Below are 16,490 nucleotides of genomic sequence, written 5' to 3'. Positions count from 1 at the left end.
CTGCGCCATCGAGCTGCGTGTGCTCTTCGGTGCGAATGTCCAAACGATCACGCGCAACGATACGGGTCTGATTTTCCACCCACTCGGTAGAGCCCTTGGTCTGACCGTAGCCTACCGAAGCACTGAAGCCTGCTCCCGGGCCGAACGTGGCGGTAGCGCTGACATCGAATTCCCGGCCCTTGACCTTGCCCGTATCGGGTAGCGAGGTCACGGTCAGGTCACGACCCACACGGCCAGTGACTTCGTCGCCACTCAGTTGTGAATCGCCCCTAGTTTCGTAGACACCTCCAAGCCTCATAATGAGGCCCATTAAGAGGTGCCATGAGCAACCAGCGTTACCCCGAAGAATTCAAAATCGAAGCGGTCAAGCAAATGACCGAGCGTGGCCTTCCTGTAGCCGAGGTGGCAGCGCGGTTAGGTATGTCGGTGCACAGCCTGTATGCCTGGATCAAACGCTACAACAAGCCCCGGGAAAAGCGGTAGCAAGAGGACGATCAGCAGATCGAACTGCGTCGTCTGCGTGCTGAACTCAAGCGAGTGACCGAAGAGCGAGACATCCTAAGTTACCCTTCTGCTGCGCCGTGTGTAGTAATCAATGACTCTGACCCCATCGATAGCACTTTATACAAATCGAAGTTTCCAATAGTCATTACCAGCAATCATCCAGTATCGCTCGCGAGTAGGAATCAAAAAGCTAAAATCAAAGCATTGAGCAACCCAGCCCGAATAAACAAGACTTTCATGAGCACGAACATCATCCATGTGCATAAAAATTTTTCTATCAAAGTTTATATAGAACTTAGGAAGTCGAGAGCTAACGACATTAGCCTGTTTAAATAGGCAAGAGGTCAGCCCCTCTCCAGTTAAGAAATAGTGCTCAATTTCTTCAAAAAGCTCATTATCCAACACCATAAAGGCTTTTAAATCAGCTAAAGAAAGGACTTTTTCGCATGAGTCGTTCAAATACTGCGGAAAATTTTCAGCGGTCATCCTCAGAATACCACCTCTAAAAAGCCTGCAAGACTGCTCATATTGTTCTTGAGTTATCTCACCATCTTCAAGATAGGCGCGATAGTCTTTTTCCGCATCAAGAGAAAAATTGTGTTTCTCATCTACAACCCAATAACATCCCCCAGAATGCACAAAAAAACAAATACTTTTCTCCCCATTCCAAAGATCATCAAGAACCGATTGAGTAATAGTCATTTTTTGAATTCCTTAAGAAATTCATCCTGTGTATAAACACGAGCGTTAGTCGAGTTCTTTTCGAGTAACGACTCCCACATTTTTGGTAGTTCGAGAGGAAGAAAAAGGGGACAGATTTATTTATTCAGCCGTTGCCATAGACTAAAAATTAATCTGTCCCTGAGGAATCCCCACAAATCTACTCCAGCACCTGAGCTTGCCGGTGAACCTCGTCACGCAGCAATAGCTCCATCCTGGTGAGTACCGAGCAGGATAAATCGTTGGCCGAGCGCCTGAGGTATTCAAGGCCGACACGCCAGAGCGACAGCATGGTTTTATGCCTGATGCTGTTGCTCTGAAAGCGGATTGCCCTGCCTGTCATCCGAGCCTGAAGGCCGGCTAGGTAAAGCGCATAACAAGCCAGTGCTGCGATCAGCAGCAGGATCTCGATACGTCGTGGGCAGCGCGTTCGATGCAGGTCGAAGGCAAAGCCGAAACGTAGGCTTTTCACTTCCCTAAACCCTTCCTCGATCTGCATCCGCTTGCGGTAGATGCCCACGATCCGACGTGCCGTCCAGTTAGCTTGTGGCAGGTTGCTGGCGAGCAGCCAGGGCTCTTGTTCACGGCGAGCGTTCTGTCGGCTGAGCTTGCTACGGGCGATGCTGCCCGTCACGCGTCGGTGTTTTCTACCCCTGGGCCGCTGGTGAATGCCGTACAAAGCAACGCTGTGCGGCGCACTGCGCGTCATCTCGATTTGTCCAAGCGAGCGCGCTGTCGAAGTTATCTGCTGGTAGAGCTGCTTGATCGGTTGCCAGCGGCCTTGTTCATCACGATAGAGGTCACGATTGCGCACACGCCCCACGTAATGCCACCCCTTGGCTTCAACAGCCTGGAACCAGGGGCGACGAAACCCAGCATCGGTCACCAGGATCGGCACGCACTGCTCGGGCAGCATGACTTCAAGTGCATCGAGCAGTTGCTTCTGGCGCTGGGGGCAACCTTCACGATCATGCACGCTTTCGTAAACAGGGAACGCTCGACCGGCCAATGGGATGGAAGCCCGCAGCACGTAAAGATCAGACGCGGCATTGATTGGCGACCAATCCACCAGGATCAAGGGATGATGCAGGGAGCCAAACAGTGCCGTAAGCATTTTCCAGTAAAACAGCAGGCGTTCGTTTTGCAGATGTGCGTTGCCGAGCAGGCGATCCACACGCTTGATCGAGTGCCTGGCGTAAGCCGCGCTCGGCATGGCCCTGCCCAGATCGGTCAGGGTCAGGCGGTGCCCTTGCAGCAAGGCACTGACGCTGCTCATCAAGGCATTCAGTCGCTTGCTGTGGATCGTGGGGAGTGCTTGGGAAAATGCCCTGTGTAAGAATCGTACTGCCTGCATGAGTCTCGGGGATTGGTTGGTTTGGCGACTACCAAACTGCCCGACTCGTGCAGGCATCTTCAAGCTATCCGACTGATCTGCATGGATATTTTGTGGGGATTCCTCAGCACCTGTCCCCTATTACTCCTTAAACTTAGATGACACGGCGCAGCCAGAAGAGCGCAACCTCTCCAGCCGCCGCCAGTTGCTTTGCACCATCAAGATTTAACTAAAACGAACTCTAACAACATATCAGGATCTGAAATAGAACTCAGAAAGCACTTGGCCAATTTTCTAGACTCAACTGGAAATAGCTCTCTGGCAGTTATAGTCAGGGCAGAAAAATCCGCAATACAATCCATGTCAGGCACTCGCTTATCTCCAACAACCTTAAAACCTTCAATTCCGAGTACGGCGACATCGTGCTCATCACAGAAAACCAGCAACTTATGCCCATCAATTAGGTTAAACAAAGGCACCCCACCCCATAATCTAGTGGGTTCCAGCCCCTTCTCCAAAAAAATAAACTCATTCATTAAATTTAGTCCCATGGAGCGACCCAGCCATTATCATTTTTATCCGATACCTGCACGATCGCACCAGTCCGGTCATTCCGCACAACGTAAGAACCATCCTTGGCTATATAAGCAGTTTCCGGATCATTGAGTTTAGTACCAGAAATCGGATCAAACCTAGTGTCTTTAGTCACAACAGTCTTACTCGGGCTTGCGATAACACCTTCAAGAGAGTCGGTTGTCGAGCCTCGCTTCACCATCTGCTTTGCAATTTTGGGTTCAACGATTAAGGGTATTCCTTTTGCACCGCTTCAACCCGGCAACAGGACGTTGCCTCTTATTAAATCACACACTAGAAAGCTTCCACAGTATCGCGTAAGGCAGCTCATCATCAACAATATCATGCAAGCGAAAATAATAAACAGCCAATGAACTTTCTAAGCCCCTATGAACAAATGCACCATCAGACATAACACGATAAGAGGCGTACTCCATAAACTTCTCAGAACCAAAAGAGCTAAGAGCATTTTTAATCTGACTATAGGTCCCCCCCGCCCCAACCGGAAGCAACTCAGGCGGCGGCCGGCATACGGCCATGTCATCATTTTCAACATCCCTGTAGTAGGCTCTTCTAAATGCAGGCTCACTGCAGGCCCAGTAGAGGGATAGCAAACGAAGTTTTTCCTCTCCCTCATCAGAAAAGGCGTCAGCTAAAAAATACTGATCGTCTGAAATTTTGTATGCGCCGTCTTCCATAGCGATAACGCATTGCGCCCGTACATCAACTGCGTCCCCAACCTTTGACTTGCACAGCGATGACCATTCTTTCATCTTAAATACCTCAAGCCTATTGTGGCCATTTGAATATTCGGCCTTCGACCCTGCCAGCCTTAAGCGCACTCTCTGCGGCCGCTTTGGCCGATCCCTCCGGCATATTTTAAACAGAGTTTATGATCTCTGACTGGCAGGCCTGTAACTTTGAATCTGGCAAGGACGTCGGATAGCTTCCGCCAGGAGCACGATACTTGGCGTCCCAGGCGATCACAGATCGCGATGATGGATCAATAGGGTCAGAGTCATTGATTTAGCTGTATGACCGGATCAATGACTCTGACCCTATCGATTACGCCCACGGTGAGCTGCAGCGACTCTTTGCTGGCAATGGCATTGTTCATCAGGTAGCGGAACATGGCCTCGTCGCTGTCCTGGCCGGCGATAAAGCGCTGGTCGGTGCGGGCCGTGATGGCGTCGCGAATCAGGCGTTGCTCGTAGAGGCCATAGCCCAGACTTTTTTGCGCCTGATCCGGGTCGTAATCCAGCTTGCTCAGCAGATAGTCGGAGTTAAGGAAATCACCCAGGTTGGCGAGTGCCGGGTTGGTTTCGATCAGGTGGCGTGGGTGCCACCTGAATAGAATGCGTGTTGATCGAGCCACCCAGCCGAACAGCGAGGTGACTCAATCCACATCTACTTTTTAAAGAACGGTTGCCCCTCGGAACACACTGATCAAGTCGCCGTAAACGGCGGATTACGCTTTGCTGATCAACCCTACGAGTACTTCGATTACCCTTCTGTCGTGTCGAATCAATGACTCTGACCCTATCGACTCCAAAATAGCGTTAAGGAAAGGCACGAAATATTTGCAAAAGGGGAACATGCAAAAAGGTGAAAAATTTATTTTTGCCTCGCAGAGCTGAGTGAATAAATCTGTCCCTTTTTCGCTGCTCAGAAAGGACAGGTAGTCCTCGTAGTCCGCTTCTTCATAAAAGCAGGCCTCCCGATTGTTGCCTCGCTGAATCACATGCTGGACGCATCCCGGAAAATAAAGGCGGGGTAAACGGGCCATGGCGTGCTCCTCTCCTCAGGATAGGGAGACCATAACTACGATGAGACGCCAAAACCAATGACTCTGACCCCATCGATTGTGTGCCGGTTATGCCCTCGCTGCACCACATGATGTGGGTAGTTCGGCAATATAATCCGTCCCATCCTTGGCATAACGATCTCCTTCCATTGAGACCTTCAGCTTAGCCAATCAGGAGGAAAATAAATCTGTCCACTTTTTCCCTTTTCCATGTCTCCTTTTCCACTGCGTGACGAGGTACACCAACAAGCTCAGGCTCTGGAGTAGATTTGTGGGGATTCCTCAGAGTCTGTCCCCTATTACTCAGAGTCGATCCTCTTTAACCTTCTCCACCGCAAGCAATATCACGCCAATATTCAGATCGAATTATTTTCTCGGCCCAATTCAGAGGAAGCTTGAGTGCACCAGATCTGAGATCCTCTTTCAAAGATGCTGAGTTCGACTGAGCCACGCTAGCCTGCTCATCGGGGTAGTTACCACTTTTTGTAAAATTTCCCCATCGAGAAATTGGTAAATCTAGAAAGTCCTCTATGGATGAAATTAACGTGTAAAAATCCTGATAAAAAAGTTCGATAGCCAGCCCACCCTCATCACATCCATAATTATTAAACTCAATAATAGCGACATTTTCTTTCAACAAAGTAATAGAGCGTACTATAGACGCATAACCCGCTAAAAGACGGACATCAACACAGACACTACCAGTGGAACCAACAGCAATATAGTTATCAATCTCTTTTACATCCATATCACTTACCCCCAATAATTATTGCTGCAGTTCTTCCATCCGGCAGACATATATTGAAATGCGGATTATTAGCGTGAGTTTTGTTATTAACATTCGGATGAATAGGTCCAAGCGGGTCTGTTTTGTTTATCAAGCCCCCCCTATAATTTCCTTTAGGATCCTTGAATCCATTTTCAACTCCACCTGTCGGGTTTGGCAAAACGCCTCCCTGCGTTGCCGGCCTCAACTCTGGCATATTATCAAGAGAAAAAAGGACAGATTTATTTAATCTTGGGCCATCCCAACCACCCGAAAAATAAATCTGTCCCCTTTTCCGGCCAAGATTCTATCTTCCTCCTCGTTAAAGCCTGCGAATTGCTGCGTTTTCAGGCTGTCCGAATCCAGGATCAATTGGGTCAGACTCATTGATTCGGCACCTGATGCATGCAGCCAGACACGTTGCTGTTGATGAATGACAGCTTGATGCCTAGGATTGATTCTCTGCTCTATAAAAGCAGAGCGGGTGGTTTTGAGTCTTGACGCAGGGCCGGCTAATGGGTGTCCCCTTTTCCATACGGTTGATCTGCGTGAATACTTTGTGGGGTTTCACTTACATTTCTCTAAATCCACGTAAACCGACTTGATTTCGGCTAGTGCACCACTCTCAAGCATGTCGGGAATATAAAACCTCAATCTCCCAGCATTTATCGAGATACCCGTACCGTCCTCCTCAACATCGAAGGCCACACCTAAAGTACTCAGCAACTTTTCTATATATTGAAAATCCTTCCCCAACACCTGCCCCCCTGAAAAATAAAACTCAGAGCCCAACGCATAAAATTCAATCCCTATCAGAATATCGCTGGCGTCATACCATGCCCTTGCAATAATGCCCCCAAAAACGTCAATCGTATTTTCAGAAAACTCCGTTTTAGGCAAAACCCTAAAGTCGCCTCCCATCAAATCCCTGACACGCGCTCTATCACGAACACCTGCGAGTAAAGAAACACCATATTTTTCACTGTAGTCAAAAATCATTGATTTCACATTCCAACAAAGTCTTTAGAAGCGAGCACTATCGATGGAGGAGATTTGTGGGGACTCCCCAGGCGCTGAGCCTATTTATTATATGCCTCTGAAACACTGAAAAAATCATTAAAATTCAAACTCGATGCGGGAAAGCCAGACAGGTATTCCAAGAAACCTGACCGCAACGAATCCATCGCATTTTGCAGGCGATGAGGCACCAAACTCTCCACATCCTCCAACTCACAACCCAAAGATACTAACCTAATTACTTCAGGATCAACCTCAGACTTCTTCAGAAGATTGACAGTGCGTGGCAAGAAGAAGTAACTCGCCCCGCTATTAATGAACCCATTACTACAGGCGCAGGTCAGCAAGCCGACACAATACAACGCTACAAACTTCGACGACTCAACGCCGTAGGGGACTTCAAAAAAAAGCTTATTATCACTCATTGATCACTCCATCCACCTTTAACTTTCACGTCAAAAACCTCATCTCGATGGGGTCAGACTAATTGATTCGGCACCTGATGCATGTAGCCAGACACGTTGTTGTTGATGAATGACAGCTTGATGCCTGGGACTTATTCTCTGCTCTATAAAAGCAGAGCGGGTGGCTTTGCGCAGATCAGCAATGTAACGTTTATAATCCTGATCGCCGACAAAGACCACCTGCCGATTATGGCCTCGCTACACTACGTGATGCGGGTAGTTAGGCACCACAATGCGTCCCATCCTTGGCATAACAACCTCCTTCCATTGAGACTTACAAGCCTAGACCACTATCGAAATGGAAGGAATAATCGTGGTCTGTCCCCTATTGTTCTAGATTACCGGCGGCGCCATCTTTTGGAGCAACTAGCCTTGGTTCTCTTTAAAAAACCTCATGCCTTAGCAACTTAAAGCCACCACCTTGGCCAATCAGTTTCTCTATATCAGCCGAACGATTTGTAGCGTTTATATAGAGCAAAACTTTATAGCTCGCATAATTCTGCTCCACTGGATCGCCGTCAAAAGGATCAATATTCAATTTTAAAACAAAATTCTCTGAATCATTCCTGCCCCACATATAGTAAGTACCACCTTGATAAGAGCTGTCCCTTTCCTCAAAGGTCTCTCCCAGCGCTCTTTCCACATCGTCTCTCGCCAACATAAGGCATGATTTTTCCGCACCATAGAGATCATACACAATAGTCATTTCGGTAACACCGCACTCGGAGCACGACTTACGGCTGTTGCCGCAGAGTCATAGATCATAAAATTAACTTCGCGTCCCGCTTGGGCGATCATCTTACTCGACAAATCTTTCAGGCCAAGGGCTTGCAAGCCTTTTGCACTCAGCGGCCCTGTACGAGTTATTCCACTCCTCAAACCTATTCCTAAGGATTGTGTGCGTTGCAAAAGATCTGGACTTGCCAGCGAATCAATGGGGTCAGAGTCACTGATTTAGCTGTATGACCGAAGCAATGACTCTGGCCCTATCGATTCTTTAGCTAAGCTCATAACGCCTAATAAAAAGAACATCACCGACATCAACTTCCGGAAAAACCCAAGTTCTCCAATTATCCACAAGCCACCTACTTTTTATAGCTCTTTCATCACAACTCTCTTTTGGGAGTAGAACTAAAATTAGTCCTGCTTTTTGCCCGGTCACAGCCATCAACCCCATCCCTGCTTGCGGGTCCTGCGGATCAAAAACCATAAGATCTATTTCGACGCCCGCCTGGCTTTGAGGCGACCTCAAAATAGAACCATGACCGATATACTCTTGTGTCAAATCAACCAACTTAATCCAGCTCATCACTTAACCCTCAACTCATGCCCACCAGAAGCATCTTTGGCAAAACGCCTACCTGCGTTGCCGGCCTCAACTCTGGCATATTATCAAGAGAAAAAAGGACAGATTTATTTAATCTTGGGCTATCCCAACCCGAAAAATTAATCTTTCCCCTTTCCCGATTCTTTTCCGATTCGGATCTCCTCAGAATCTGTCCCTTTTTCCCGTTAGGATCACCGCCGCAACTGATCAAGAATCGTCAAATGCACATCCATATTCAGCTTTACCATATGTTCGAGATCAGCCTTTCCGCCAATACACAGCGCAGGCTCGAACGCGTACATTTCATTCTCACCCACCGGCCCCAGTTTCATTAGCGCGCGCCTGAACAACGGCTTGCCATGATTATCTTCAAAATCGAGGCTTTCCCGACTAATGGATCCGAGAAAAATACCTAAGGCTCGAGCCGGTTGGGGGTTGGGTTTCTGAAGCTGACTCTTAAGAGCAACGATACCGCCAGCTAAGCTCGATATCGTGATCTTGCGCTGATAGCGCTCACCCCAGGCATATAGTGAGCCGAACGCATCCCTAGCAATAACATGGTAATTATCGATCTCGTCCAGACCGCTTCCTTGCAACCAACTATCAAGCGTGGCCTTATAAGAATCAGGGTTTACGATCCAGAACAGTCCATCCGCATAAGAACACCAGCCCTCCTCACGCCAGTAACCAAGCAGGGAACCGGGCAATATCGAACGATATTTTTCGACACTAGAACTGGGAACCTGTCGATGCGAATTTGCCTCACCCAAATTATCAATAAACGACTGGAAAAATTCGTCTCTCACTTTTCAACTCCTAATCAATGGGGTCAGAGTCATTGATTTAGCCGCTAATCTCGCGATACTTCGCAGATTTCCTATCACCGCCCCACCCAAGAGGAGCTGCTCGCCTACCTGTCTTGAACTCAGTTTGGGCCTTGAACCGATCATCACCAAGAACCCACCCCTTGTTCGTCGCCTCACGAATCTCCGACAACTGTCGATCAGGCAATCGGCCCCGGGACAACGAACGATAGGCGCTCTTCCTCTGTTTTACCGAGGCGAAGATACAGAGCGTGTGACGTGAGCAGCTGGATAGGCTTGCCCAAGGCATTGGCTCGATAACGTGACCATGGATATTCCGATGCTTGAGCAACCACGCCTGCTCGTACCGGGTTCAGCTCTAGGTAGCGGTAAACCGTTAGCAGGTAGCTGTCATTATCAACTAGTTTCGATTTATATCGTCCCTCCCATAAGGTACCGGTACGACCTTAAGTGAAATTGAAGTATTGAACGTATCGACGCCCCAGAGCCTTTATCAACCGGCTAATGCCCTGCTCATCGCTGGGCGTGGCGAGCAGATGCACGTAATTCGTCATCAGCACAAAAGCATGAATGGCGACCCGATATTTTTTGGCCGACTCGTTCAGAAAAGAAAGGTAGACCGTGTAATCCGCTTCATCGTAAGCAGGCCTCACGATTGTTTCCTCGTTGAATCACATGCTGGACGCATCCCGGAAAATAAAGGCAGGGTAAACGGGCCATGGCGTGCTCCTCTCCTCAGGATAGGGAGACCATAACTACCATGAGACGCCAAAACCAATGACTCTGACCCCATCGATTCTATTAATCCGATTACGGCGGAGTCAAACAAATAGTCCCGGCAGTGTCGGGGCTATTTATGGCTAATCATTTGCTATGTTTTCTTGCTATCAAGATCGCTCGTTCAACCATGTCGACAGTGATATACGGTACAAATCCGAGCCTATCTCCCTCAGCGAAGCTCTGCTTGTAACCTTCTAATCGTTCAACTTCCCCAGCTATCGCCAAGGCAGCTAGATGCCTGAGTGGCATTGCACCTTTGGCATCAGTTGGCAATCCTCTATAGGCCGTTAGCCCATCTTCCAGGCTTTGAGACAGAGCCCATGATATAGCTTCATCAGCAAGTTGCAGTACATCCTCAGCAGAAAGACCAGCTAGTTTCTTAGGAGGTTTATTACTAAGAATAATCGGAGAATAATCTCTACCTTCCCCATAAATAAACCCGACGACCTCGGAGAATTCTCTTGTTGAAATGGAAGGAGCAAGCGAGACCCTAAAGTGATCTGTTCGCCTACCTACAAATGGAATAATCTGAATTTGAATTTTATCAACAACAATTATGCAAAAGTAGTCTCCCACTTCATCTTTCTTACAAGTCCAGCCTTGCTCCTCCACAATTGACACCAGCTCGTTTTCTTTCATCACCTAGCACCAGGAAAGTTAATTATTTCTATAGGAATACCATTGGAATAACCTTGATCCTTCAACGGCACACCGGGGATCAATAGGGTCAGAGTAATCTGTCCCCTTTTCCCCTGCCCCCCCTTTCCCATTTACCGATCCCACATCAACTTCAAAAACTGCACTCACACTTCAACACCGAAACATTGAAACCTTCAATAACACTACTCAACCTTTCGAGATAGAACGAGAAGTCCGGAACATCATTTGATAAAAAAACTTTATTCACCGACATGGAAAAGGACACCCAACTCTCAAAGATAAGAAACTCTCCACCATAAGCCTCTTCAAAAACCATAGAAATCCCAATACGATCAGAAGGGCAGTGGCTTTCAATGAATTCATCCAAGTCAAAATTCTCTATAGACTTGACTTGCCAATCATAGCCCTCTCGGTCAAAAGCATCCAGAAACATAACCTCCCCTTGAAAGTCAACCCCCCAACCAGAATCAATCAATGAAAGAAAGATTTTCTTTGGCTCAACAGGCCTTGAAAATTCGATATCGATAGAAGCCTTCATACTCATATCAATGCTCTCTAAAAGGTATACCCTTCGAAGTCAACCAAACCTTAACATGCTCAGGAATAGTTGTATTTGAATGAACCTCAAAAGAGGCACCATTATCTTTTGCTATTCGTGCATGGGCCCCGACATCAGATTTAAATTTCTCTAATCCCTTTGACCCCAACCGCACTTGATCCTCCCAGTACCGGCCAGATTTAGCCTCATACCAAATCGAATCACCCTCCCCATATTTCCCATCAAACTCTCGTCCCTTTATGGAAAAACTAGGCTGCCCCCCCAGTACATCATGAAGATAGTTTTCAAAATCTGTGCCTACCAAGCCTTGGGCAGTGTCCCTCCCATCAGACTCACTATACATACTCCCCGGACTCAGCTGATGCTCCGGATTCTTATAGCTAGTGCCACCTTGCGGGGTGTCTAGCTGCTGTCCGCCTGTATGAGGAACGGTAACCACCGAACCACCAGCATTGTAGCCCCCACTGGATGCATTCTCTAACCCAGGTAAATCGGCGCCAGGATTGACCAAGACACCATATTTAGGATCAAGTTGATGTATTGGGAACCCCACTGCGGTCCCAGCAACTAACCACCATATTTGGGTTGACACAACAACTCTATCTTTAGCAGTTACTCCTGCCTGAGTGGCAGATTCCATTATACTGTTAGCCAACTGCTCCGTATTATTCATGGACACTGGATTCGAGGCAGCCGCCGAAAGATACACAGCTAACACACCTAAGATAGCAACGCCCGCAACTGCAGCGTAATTGCTCTGTCCTGGATTACCTTGTGCCGCTAAATTGAGCCTATAAACAAACGAATACGCACCCTCTGGATCATGTGCAGCCATATTGGCTACATAATCAACAACGGCCTGCCTTTGCGCCTCCGTAGCTTGACCTGGTATTTGATCAACAAAATGTTTCGCTGCGTCTTGCCGTTTCTCTGGGTTGCGATTACCTAAAACTCTAAGCACTTCATGCTTAACGACTGCGCGCTGTACATCTGAGAGCCCCTTGCCATCTGCAACGGCGCCCGCTGCAATGAACGCTTTTGCAAGGCCACTCAATGCCTCTTCGCTGCTATCACCATAATTCTCAGCAGCTTTAGCCCAGCGCTCATATGTCTTTATAGGGCTCGCCACCGCCTCTACAGACGACTTGGTCACATACAGATCCGTACGTTCCTCATCGTCTCGCGTGATCTCGTACGCCTTGCTCACATCACGATTGAGGCCCTCTGTGGAGTCCTGCCCGGTCTGTGCATCCCCGCGTACGACAATTTCGCCCTCGCCGACGGTCGCCCGCACGATTTGCTGGCGATCTTTCTCGTACTCGTAACCCTCGACGCTCCAGCCGGTCTTGCCTTTTTCGCCCTTGCCTTCCTGGCTTTTGTCCTGCTGGGTATTTTTCGCGCCGTTCTTGCCGTACGAACCGCCGACATTCAGGTAATAGCTGTGCTCCTTGTCGTGCCCGGCGATATCGCTGAAGCCCAGGGTGCCGGTGTCCAATTTGAGGTTGCCGGTGTTCGAGGCCAGCACTGCGCCATCGAGCTGCGTGTGCTCTTCGGTGCGAATGTCCAAACGATCACGCGCGACGATACGGGTTTGATTTTCCACCCACTCGGTAGAGCCCTTGGTCTGACCGTAGCCGACCGAAGCACTGAAGCCTGCTCCCGGGCCGAACGTGGCGGTGGCGCTGACATCGAATTCCCGGCCCTTGACCTTGCCCGTATCGGGTAGCGAGGTCACGGTCAGGTCACGACCCACACGGCCAGTGACTTCGTCGCCACTCAGTTGTGCACCACTGATGGCGGTATCTCGACCACTGGTGAAGTTCAGGCGATCGCCGGCATATAGGTAGGCTTCCTGCTGGCGCTGCCCTTCACGCTCAAGGTCGCCCTTGCCGACGTTGACGCTGACATACACACCAACGCCTTCGGAGCCGAAGGTGAAGCCAATTTCGCCGCCACCGCTGCGACGGCTGCTTTCGCTGTCACTGGCATTCTGTGCGGCGCCGATGTTGAGGTCGTTACCGGCCTTGAGGTCGATATCGCGCCCTGCCTGAACCTGCGTACCGATCAGGTTGAGGTCATTGCGGGCATTGAGATTGACATCGCGTTCGGCATTGAGCACCGCGCCACTGGAGGTTCCCTGGCTGCCCTCTTCACCCGCTACGCCACGACTGCCGCCGATACCAACCTTGAAGCCACCACTGGTGCCACCGACAATCCCACCTTTACCCTGGCTCTGCTGGCTGTCATAGCTTTGCTCGCCACGGGCGACATCAAGCACGATGTCCCGGCCAGTGACATTGATGTCACGCCCGGAATGGAACTGAGCGCCACGTACCTGAACGTCATTACCCGCTTCCAACGTCGAAGCGCGATTTCCAACCACAGTCTGGCTGACGCTCTGGCGTTGGCTGGTACTACCGAAGTGCGCATCGAACGTCGGCCCAGCCAGGAACTGGCTGACGGAGTCCAAAGCCTTGAAATATCAATGACTCTGACCCTATCGATTTACAAATAGGATGCAAGAAGGCGGCAAAAAGGGTGCAGACAGGGTGCAAAAACACCGGCGCAAGGCCGGTGCCATATCAACTCAGACCCCTTAAAATTTATAATGGAACTCACCTGCCTGTTTCATCTATCAGCTTTTGTTAAATTAGAGTAACAACCAAACTTGGGAATTTTTTCATAATTTCGAGACGGTTCGAAACTTGATCTAGCCTCTTCAATCTCATGAGGATTAAATTTTTCTCGCCTAATAACAAGACCGCCTTCCTCATTGAAAATATAGGACTCCCCACCTATGACCTCGTCTCCATCCCCTTCAAACTCACGATGAGTCGCCATAGTCAAAAATAAGTTATCCGAATCTGTTACTTGAAATTGGTAGGTCAGGTACTCACGACATTTTTTATCTAAAAAACCGACACCAACCATTCCTTTATCTATGGAGAACTCAACAAAGCAAGATGGCGCAGAGTCCGAGCCAATGAGAGCCGTATATGACTCACCCGAGAGATGCCTAGAATGTGCCAGAGATTCATCCATAGGCTCTATCGCAAACTTCTTCATCCGAAACCAAGTCTTACAATAATAAATAGGTAGCTCCATCAATACACCTTCCCATTAGTATCTCTAATTAAAACCCCTGCTTTATTGGCAGAGTCCAAGATGGCTTTTGGAATTACTCCATTCTGTGGAGGAACCTCCAGAATAACAGTACCTTGCAATTTTTGACCACCCAAAGACCCACTAGATGGAACTTTCGCAATGGTCGCACCAGAAGGGTATTTCGTAATGGCCTCATTTATGTAGCTCTTTGCTGTCGCCTCTGAAACCTCAGAAAGCTGTGTCAATTTACGAGAGACGATTTCGCCTTTTATGGGATTATACGAATCAACACGATAATAGCCATTCCCGTCAGGTCGCTGAATATAAACTTCGTTATTCGGGTAGTTTTTAGACTGTACCTTATTAAACTCATTACCCGCATCAAGCCGTTGCAACCATTCAGGTTTAGACGATGGAGCTACAACATCATCTACCTTTCCAGCAGCGCCACCAGTAGCTTTTGCCCCCGGACCACTCCCCTGCGGCCCCCCCGACACAACTCCAACAGCCTTTCCAGCCACCTTCTTGGTCAGTGCACCTATTTCGCCAGCAGCCAATTCAATCAGGAAACGAGACGCCAGTACACCTCCATCGCCATCTAGATAGCCGTCCTCTCCTGCGGCGTACTGCTGCTTGGCATAGTCATGTTCTTCTTGAACATACTTTTTGTCCTCATCCCTCAGACCTGCAGTCATGCCAACGGCAGCGTTCTCCTTTATCGCATCAATTTTGTCACCGAACGCGGCGTTGATCAGGACATTACCTGCAAGACTCACCGCTGCTTTGGCCGGTCCCATAAAAACCTGCATTCCAAGCAGTACGAGCTGGGCTTCCGCGACCGGTAAAGTCCCAAGATATTCACGGATGTCGGCGGTTTCTCTTAAAAATGCTTCGCCGCCTGTACGTGAAGCATCATCGATTTTTGTCTCCCGTACATAAATAGTTCCACCACCCGAAGACTGTCTAGCTGGCTCAGATGATGTATTCGCGCCAACACCGGGCTCATAGACTTTATTGTAGTTTTCCGCACTGTCAGCCCAAGTCACCAGATGTTCTAGTGTCTTAGGGGATAAGCCCTTCATCAGCTCTGGATCCAGGCCATTTCTGGCCAGGTTCTTGGCCATCGCCAAAGCTCGCTTATCACCCAGTGATGTTCTCGCTGACTGTGGGATTTCCTCCACCTTCACGCGCTGTGCCTGCACCTCTCTCGCGACTTTCTCCGCAGCCGCTTGCGCAACAGCCGCCGCCGCCTCTACAGACGACTTAGTCACATACAGATCCGTACGTTCCTCATCATCTCGCGTGATCTCGTACGCCTTGCTCACATCACGATTGAGGCCCTCTGTGGAGTCCTGCCCGGTCTGTACATCCCCGCGTACGACAATTTCGCCCTCGCCGACGGTAGCCCGCACGATCTGCTGGCGATCCTTCTCGTACTCGTAACCCTCGACGCTCCAGCCGGTCTTGCCTTTTTCGCCCTTGCCTTCCTGGCTTTTGTCCTGCTGGGTATCTTTCGCGCCGTTCTTGCCGTACGAACCGCCGACATTCAGGTAATAGCTGTGCTCCTTGTCGTGACCGGCGATATCGCTGAAGCCCAGGGTGCCGGTGTCCAATTTGAGGTTGCCGGTGTTCGAGGCCAGCACTGCGCCATCGAGCTGCGTGTGCTCTTCGGTGCGAATGTCCAAACGATCACGCGCGACGATACGGGTTTGATTTTCCACCCACTCGGTAGAGCCCTTGGTCTGACCATAGCCGACCGAAGCACTGAAGCCTGCTCCCGGGCCGAACGTGGCGGTGGCGCTGACATCGAACTCCCGACCCTTGACCTTGCCCGTATCGGGTAGCGAGGTCACGGTCAGGTCACGACCCACACGGCCAGTGACTTCGTCGCCACTCAGTTGTGCACCACTGATGGCGGTATCTCGACCACTGGTGAAGTTCAGGCGATCGCCGGCATACAGGTAGGCTTCCTGTTGACGCTGACCTTCGCGCTCAAGGTCGCCCTTGCCGACGTTGACGCTGACATACACACCAACGCCTTCGGAGCCGAAGGT

17 protein-coding genes and 6 pseudogenes are annotated in these 16,490 nt (G+C 49.4%); 1 reads left to right on the top strand and 22 read right to left on the bottom strand.

The annotated features are described in order from the left end of the window. Positions 1–262, bottom strand: a pseudogene (locus tag QRN22_RS26425) (hemagglutinin repeat-containing protein); the annotation flags it as partial. 59 nt (positions 263–321) lie between these two features. On the opposite strand from QRN22_RS26425, the pseudogene QRN22_RS26420 reads away from it, so the two are divergent. Next, a pseudogene (locus tag QRN22_RS26420) lies at positions 322–561 on the top strand (transposase); the annotation flags it as partial. A gap of 60 nt (positions 562–621) precedes the next feature. Here QRN22_RS26420 and QRN22_RS26415 read toward each other — a convergent pair. The 21 genes and pseudogenes from QRN22_RS26415 to QRN22_RS26315 form a co-directional block, all read right to left on the bottom strand. After that, positions 622–1,206, bottom strand: a complete 585-nt coding sequence (locus tag QRN22_RS26415) for a hypothetical protein (RefSeq protein ID WP_042556014.1) — start codon at positions 1,204–1,206, stop codon at positions 622–624. 178 nt (positions 1,207–1,384) lie between these two features. Beyond that, the gene (locus tag QRN22_RS26410; RefSeq protein ID WP_042556008.1) at positions 1,385–2,578 is read right to left on the bottom strand and encodes an IS4 family transposase; all 1,194 of its coding nucleotides are present in this window, start codon (positions 2,576–2,578) and stop codon (positions 1,385–1,387) included. 197 nt (positions 2,579–2,775) lie between these two features. Next, positions 2,776–3,093, bottom strand: coding sequence for a hypothetical protein (locus QRN22_RS26405; RefSeq protein ID WP_042556007.1), 318 nt, complete (start codon positions 3,091–3,093; stop codon positions 2,776–2,778). A gap of 5 nt (positions 3,094–3,098) precedes the next feature. After that, positions 3,099–3,344 (bottom strand): colicin E5-related ribonuclease, encoded by a 246-nt coding sequence (locus QRN22_RS26400; protein WP_269432937.1) that lies wholly within the window; start codon positions 3,342–3,344, stop codon positions 3,099–3,101. Between the two features lie 73 nt (positions 3,345–3,417). Further along, entirely contained in the window at positions 3,418–3,903 is a 486-nt protein-coding gene (locus QRN22_RS26395; protein WP_042556006.1) for a hypothetical protein, read from the bottom strand. 293 nt (positions 3,904–4,196) lie between these two features. After that, positions 4,197–4,466: pseudogene (locus QRN22_RS26390) on the bottom strand (hypothetical protein); the annotation flags it as partial. Between the two features lie 515 nt (positions 4,467–4,981). Then, a pseudogene (locus tag QRN22_RS26385) lies at positions 4,982–5,068 on the bottom strand (transposase); the annotation flags it as partial. A gap of 185 nt (positions 5,069–5,253) precedes the next feature. Beyond that, positions 5,254–5,682, bottom strand: a complete 429-nt coding sequence (locus QRN22_RS26380; protein WP_156152784.1) for a hypothetical protein — start codon at positions 5,680–5,682, stop codon at positions 5,254–5,256. A gap of 264 nt (positions 5,683–5,946) precedes the next feature. Continuing rightward, on the bottom strand, positions 5,947–6,087 hold the full coding sequence (locus QRN22_RS26375) for a hypothetical protein (protein WP_156152783.1): 141 nt from the start codon (positions 6,085–6,087) through the stop codon (positions 5,947–5,949). A 180-nt stretch (positions 6,088–6,267) separates the two neighbouring features. Continuing rightward, complete coding sequence (locus QRN22_RS26370) at positions 6,268–6,699, bottom strand: hypothetical protein (RefSeq protein WP_042556005.1); 432 nt, start codon at positions 6,697–6,699, stop codon at positions 6,268–6,270. Positions 6,700–6,779: 80 nt separating this feature from the next. Further along, positions 6,780–7,142: a DUF3969 family protein gene (locus tag QRN22_RS26365; RefSeq protein WP_042556004.1), complete on the bottom strand. Its 363-nt coding sequence runs from the start codon at positions 7,140–7,142 to the stop codon at positions 6,780–6,782. 168 nt (positions 7,143–7,310) lie between these two features. Further along, positions 7,311–7,433, bottom strand: a pseudogene (locus QRN22_RS26360) (transposase); the annotation flags it as partial. 130 nt (positions 7,434–7,563) lie between these two features. Next, positions 7,564–7,887, bottom strand: coding sequence for a hypothetical protein (locus QRN22_RS26355; RefSeq protein ID WP_042556003.1), 324 nt, complete (start codon positions 7,885–7,887; stop codon positions 7,564–7,566). A gap of 291 nt (positions 7,888–8,178) precedes the next feature. Next, positions 8,179–8,490: an Imm45 family immunity protein gene (imm45, locus tag QRN22_RS26350; protein WP_156152782.1), complete on the bottom strand. Its 312-nt coding sequence runs from the start codon at positions 8,488–8,490 to the stop codon at positions 8,179–8,181. Between the two features lie 209 nt (positions 8,491–8,699). After that, positions 8,700–9,314: a GAD-like domain-containing protein gene (locus QRN22_RS26345; RefSeq protein ID WP_042556002.1), complete on the bottom strand. Its 615-nt coding sequence runs from the start codon at positions 9,312–9,314 to the stop codon at positions 8,700–8,702. Between the two features lie 464 nt (positions 9,315–9,778). Continuing rightward, positions 9,779–9,985, bottom strand: coding sequence for a transposase (locus tag QRN22_RS26340; protein WP_231570220.1), 207 nt, complete (start codon positions 9,983–9,985; stop codon positions 9,779–9,781). Between the two features lie 211 nt (positions 9,986–10,196). Then, positions 10,197–10,751 (bottom strand): DUF6990 domain-containing protein, encoded by a 555-nt coding sequence (locus QRN22_RS26335; protein WP_082045885.1) that lies wholly within the window; start codon positions 10,749–10,751, stop codon positions 10,197–10,199. A 151-nt stretch (positions 10,752–10,902) separates the two neighbouring features. Beyond that, positions 10,903–11,316, bottom strand: coding sequence for a hypothetical protein (locus tag QRN22_RS26330; protein ID WP_042556001.1), 414 nt, complete (start codon positions 11,314–11,316; stop codon positions 10,903–10,905). Position 11,317: 1 nt separating this feature from the next. Next, a pseudogene (locus QRN22_RS26325) lies at positions 11,318–13,807 on the bottom strand (hemagglutinin repeat-containing protein); the annotation flags it as partial. A gap of 152 nt (positions 13,808–13,959) precedes the next feature. Next, a complete protein-coding gene (locus tag QRN22_RS26320; RefSeq protein WP_082036824.1) occupies positions 13,960–14,436 on the bottom strand; it encodes a lytic transglycosylase in 477 nt (158 codons plus the stop codon). Beyond that, positions 14,436–16,490: hemagglutinin repeat-containing protein (locus QRN22_RS26315; protein WP_285404599.1), on the bottom strand; the 2,055-nt coding region annotated here is incomplete at its 5' end. The genes QRN22_RS26315 and QRN22_RS26320, both read right to left, overlap by 1 nt.

This window comes from Pseudomonas sp. MEJ086, assembly GCF_030209025.1.
GTDB lineage: Bacteria > Pseudomonadota > Gammaproteobacteria > Pseudomonadales > Pseudomonadaceae > Aquipseudomonas > Aquipseudomonas fulva_A.
This window is presented reverse-complemented; position numbering and strand designations above follow the sequence as displayed.

Bases quoted from the DNA above. Each gene is read 5' to 3' on its own strand.
- QRN22_RS26410 (WP_042556008.1), bottom strand. From the start codon at position 2,578: ATGCAGGCAGTACGATTCTTACACAGGGCATTTTCCCAAGCACTCCCC.
- QRN22_RS26375 (WP_156152783.1), bottom strand. From the start codon at position 6,087: ATGAGTCTGACCCAATTGATCCTGGATTCGGACAGCCTGAAAACGCAG.
- QRN22_RS26405 (WP_042556007.1), bottom strand. From the start codon at position 3,093: ATGAATGAGTTTATTTTTTTGGAGAAGGGGCTGGAACCCACTAGATTA.
- QRN22_RS26335 (WP_082045885.1), bottom strand. From the start codon at position 10,751: ATGAAAGAAAACGAGCTGGTGTCAATTGTGGAGGAGCAAGGCTGGACT.
- QRN22_RS26330 (WP_042556001.1), bottom strand. From the start codon at position 11,316: ATGAGTATGAAGGCTTCTATCGATATCGAATTTTCAAGGCCTGTTGAG.
- QRN22_RS26320 (WP_082036824.1), bottom strand. From the start codon at position 14,436: ATGGAGCTACCTATTTATTATTGTAAGACTTGGTTTCGGATGAAGAAG.
- QRN22_RS26380 (WP_156152784.1), bottom strand. From the start codon at position 5,682: ATGGATGTAAAAGAGATTGATAACTATATTGCTGTTGGTTCCACTGGT.
- QRN22_RS26395 (WP_042556006.1), bottom strand. From the start codon at position 3,903: ATGAAAGAATGGTCATCGCTGTGCAAGTCAAAGGTTGGGGACGCAGTT.
- QRN22_RS26370 (WP_042556005.1), bottom strand. From the start codon at position 6,699: ATGATTTTTGACTACAGTGAAAAATATGGTGTTTCTTTACTCGCAGGT.
- imm45 (WP_156152782.1), bottom strand. From the start codon at position 8,490: ATGAGCTGGATTAAGTTGGTTGATTTGACACAAGAGTATATCGGTCAT.
- QRN22_RS26365 (WP_042556004.1), bottom strand. From the start codon at position 7,142: ATGAGTGATAATAAGCTTTTTTTTGAAGTCCCCTACGGCGTTGAGTCG.
- QRN22_RS26355 (WP_042556003.1), bottom strand. From the start codon at position 7,887: ATGACTATTGTGTATGATCTCTATGGTGCGGAAAAATCATGCCTTATG.
- QRN22_RS26415 (WP_042556014.1), bottom strand. From the start codon at position 1,206: ATGACTATTACTCAATCGGTTCTTGATGATCTTTGGAATGGGGAGAAA.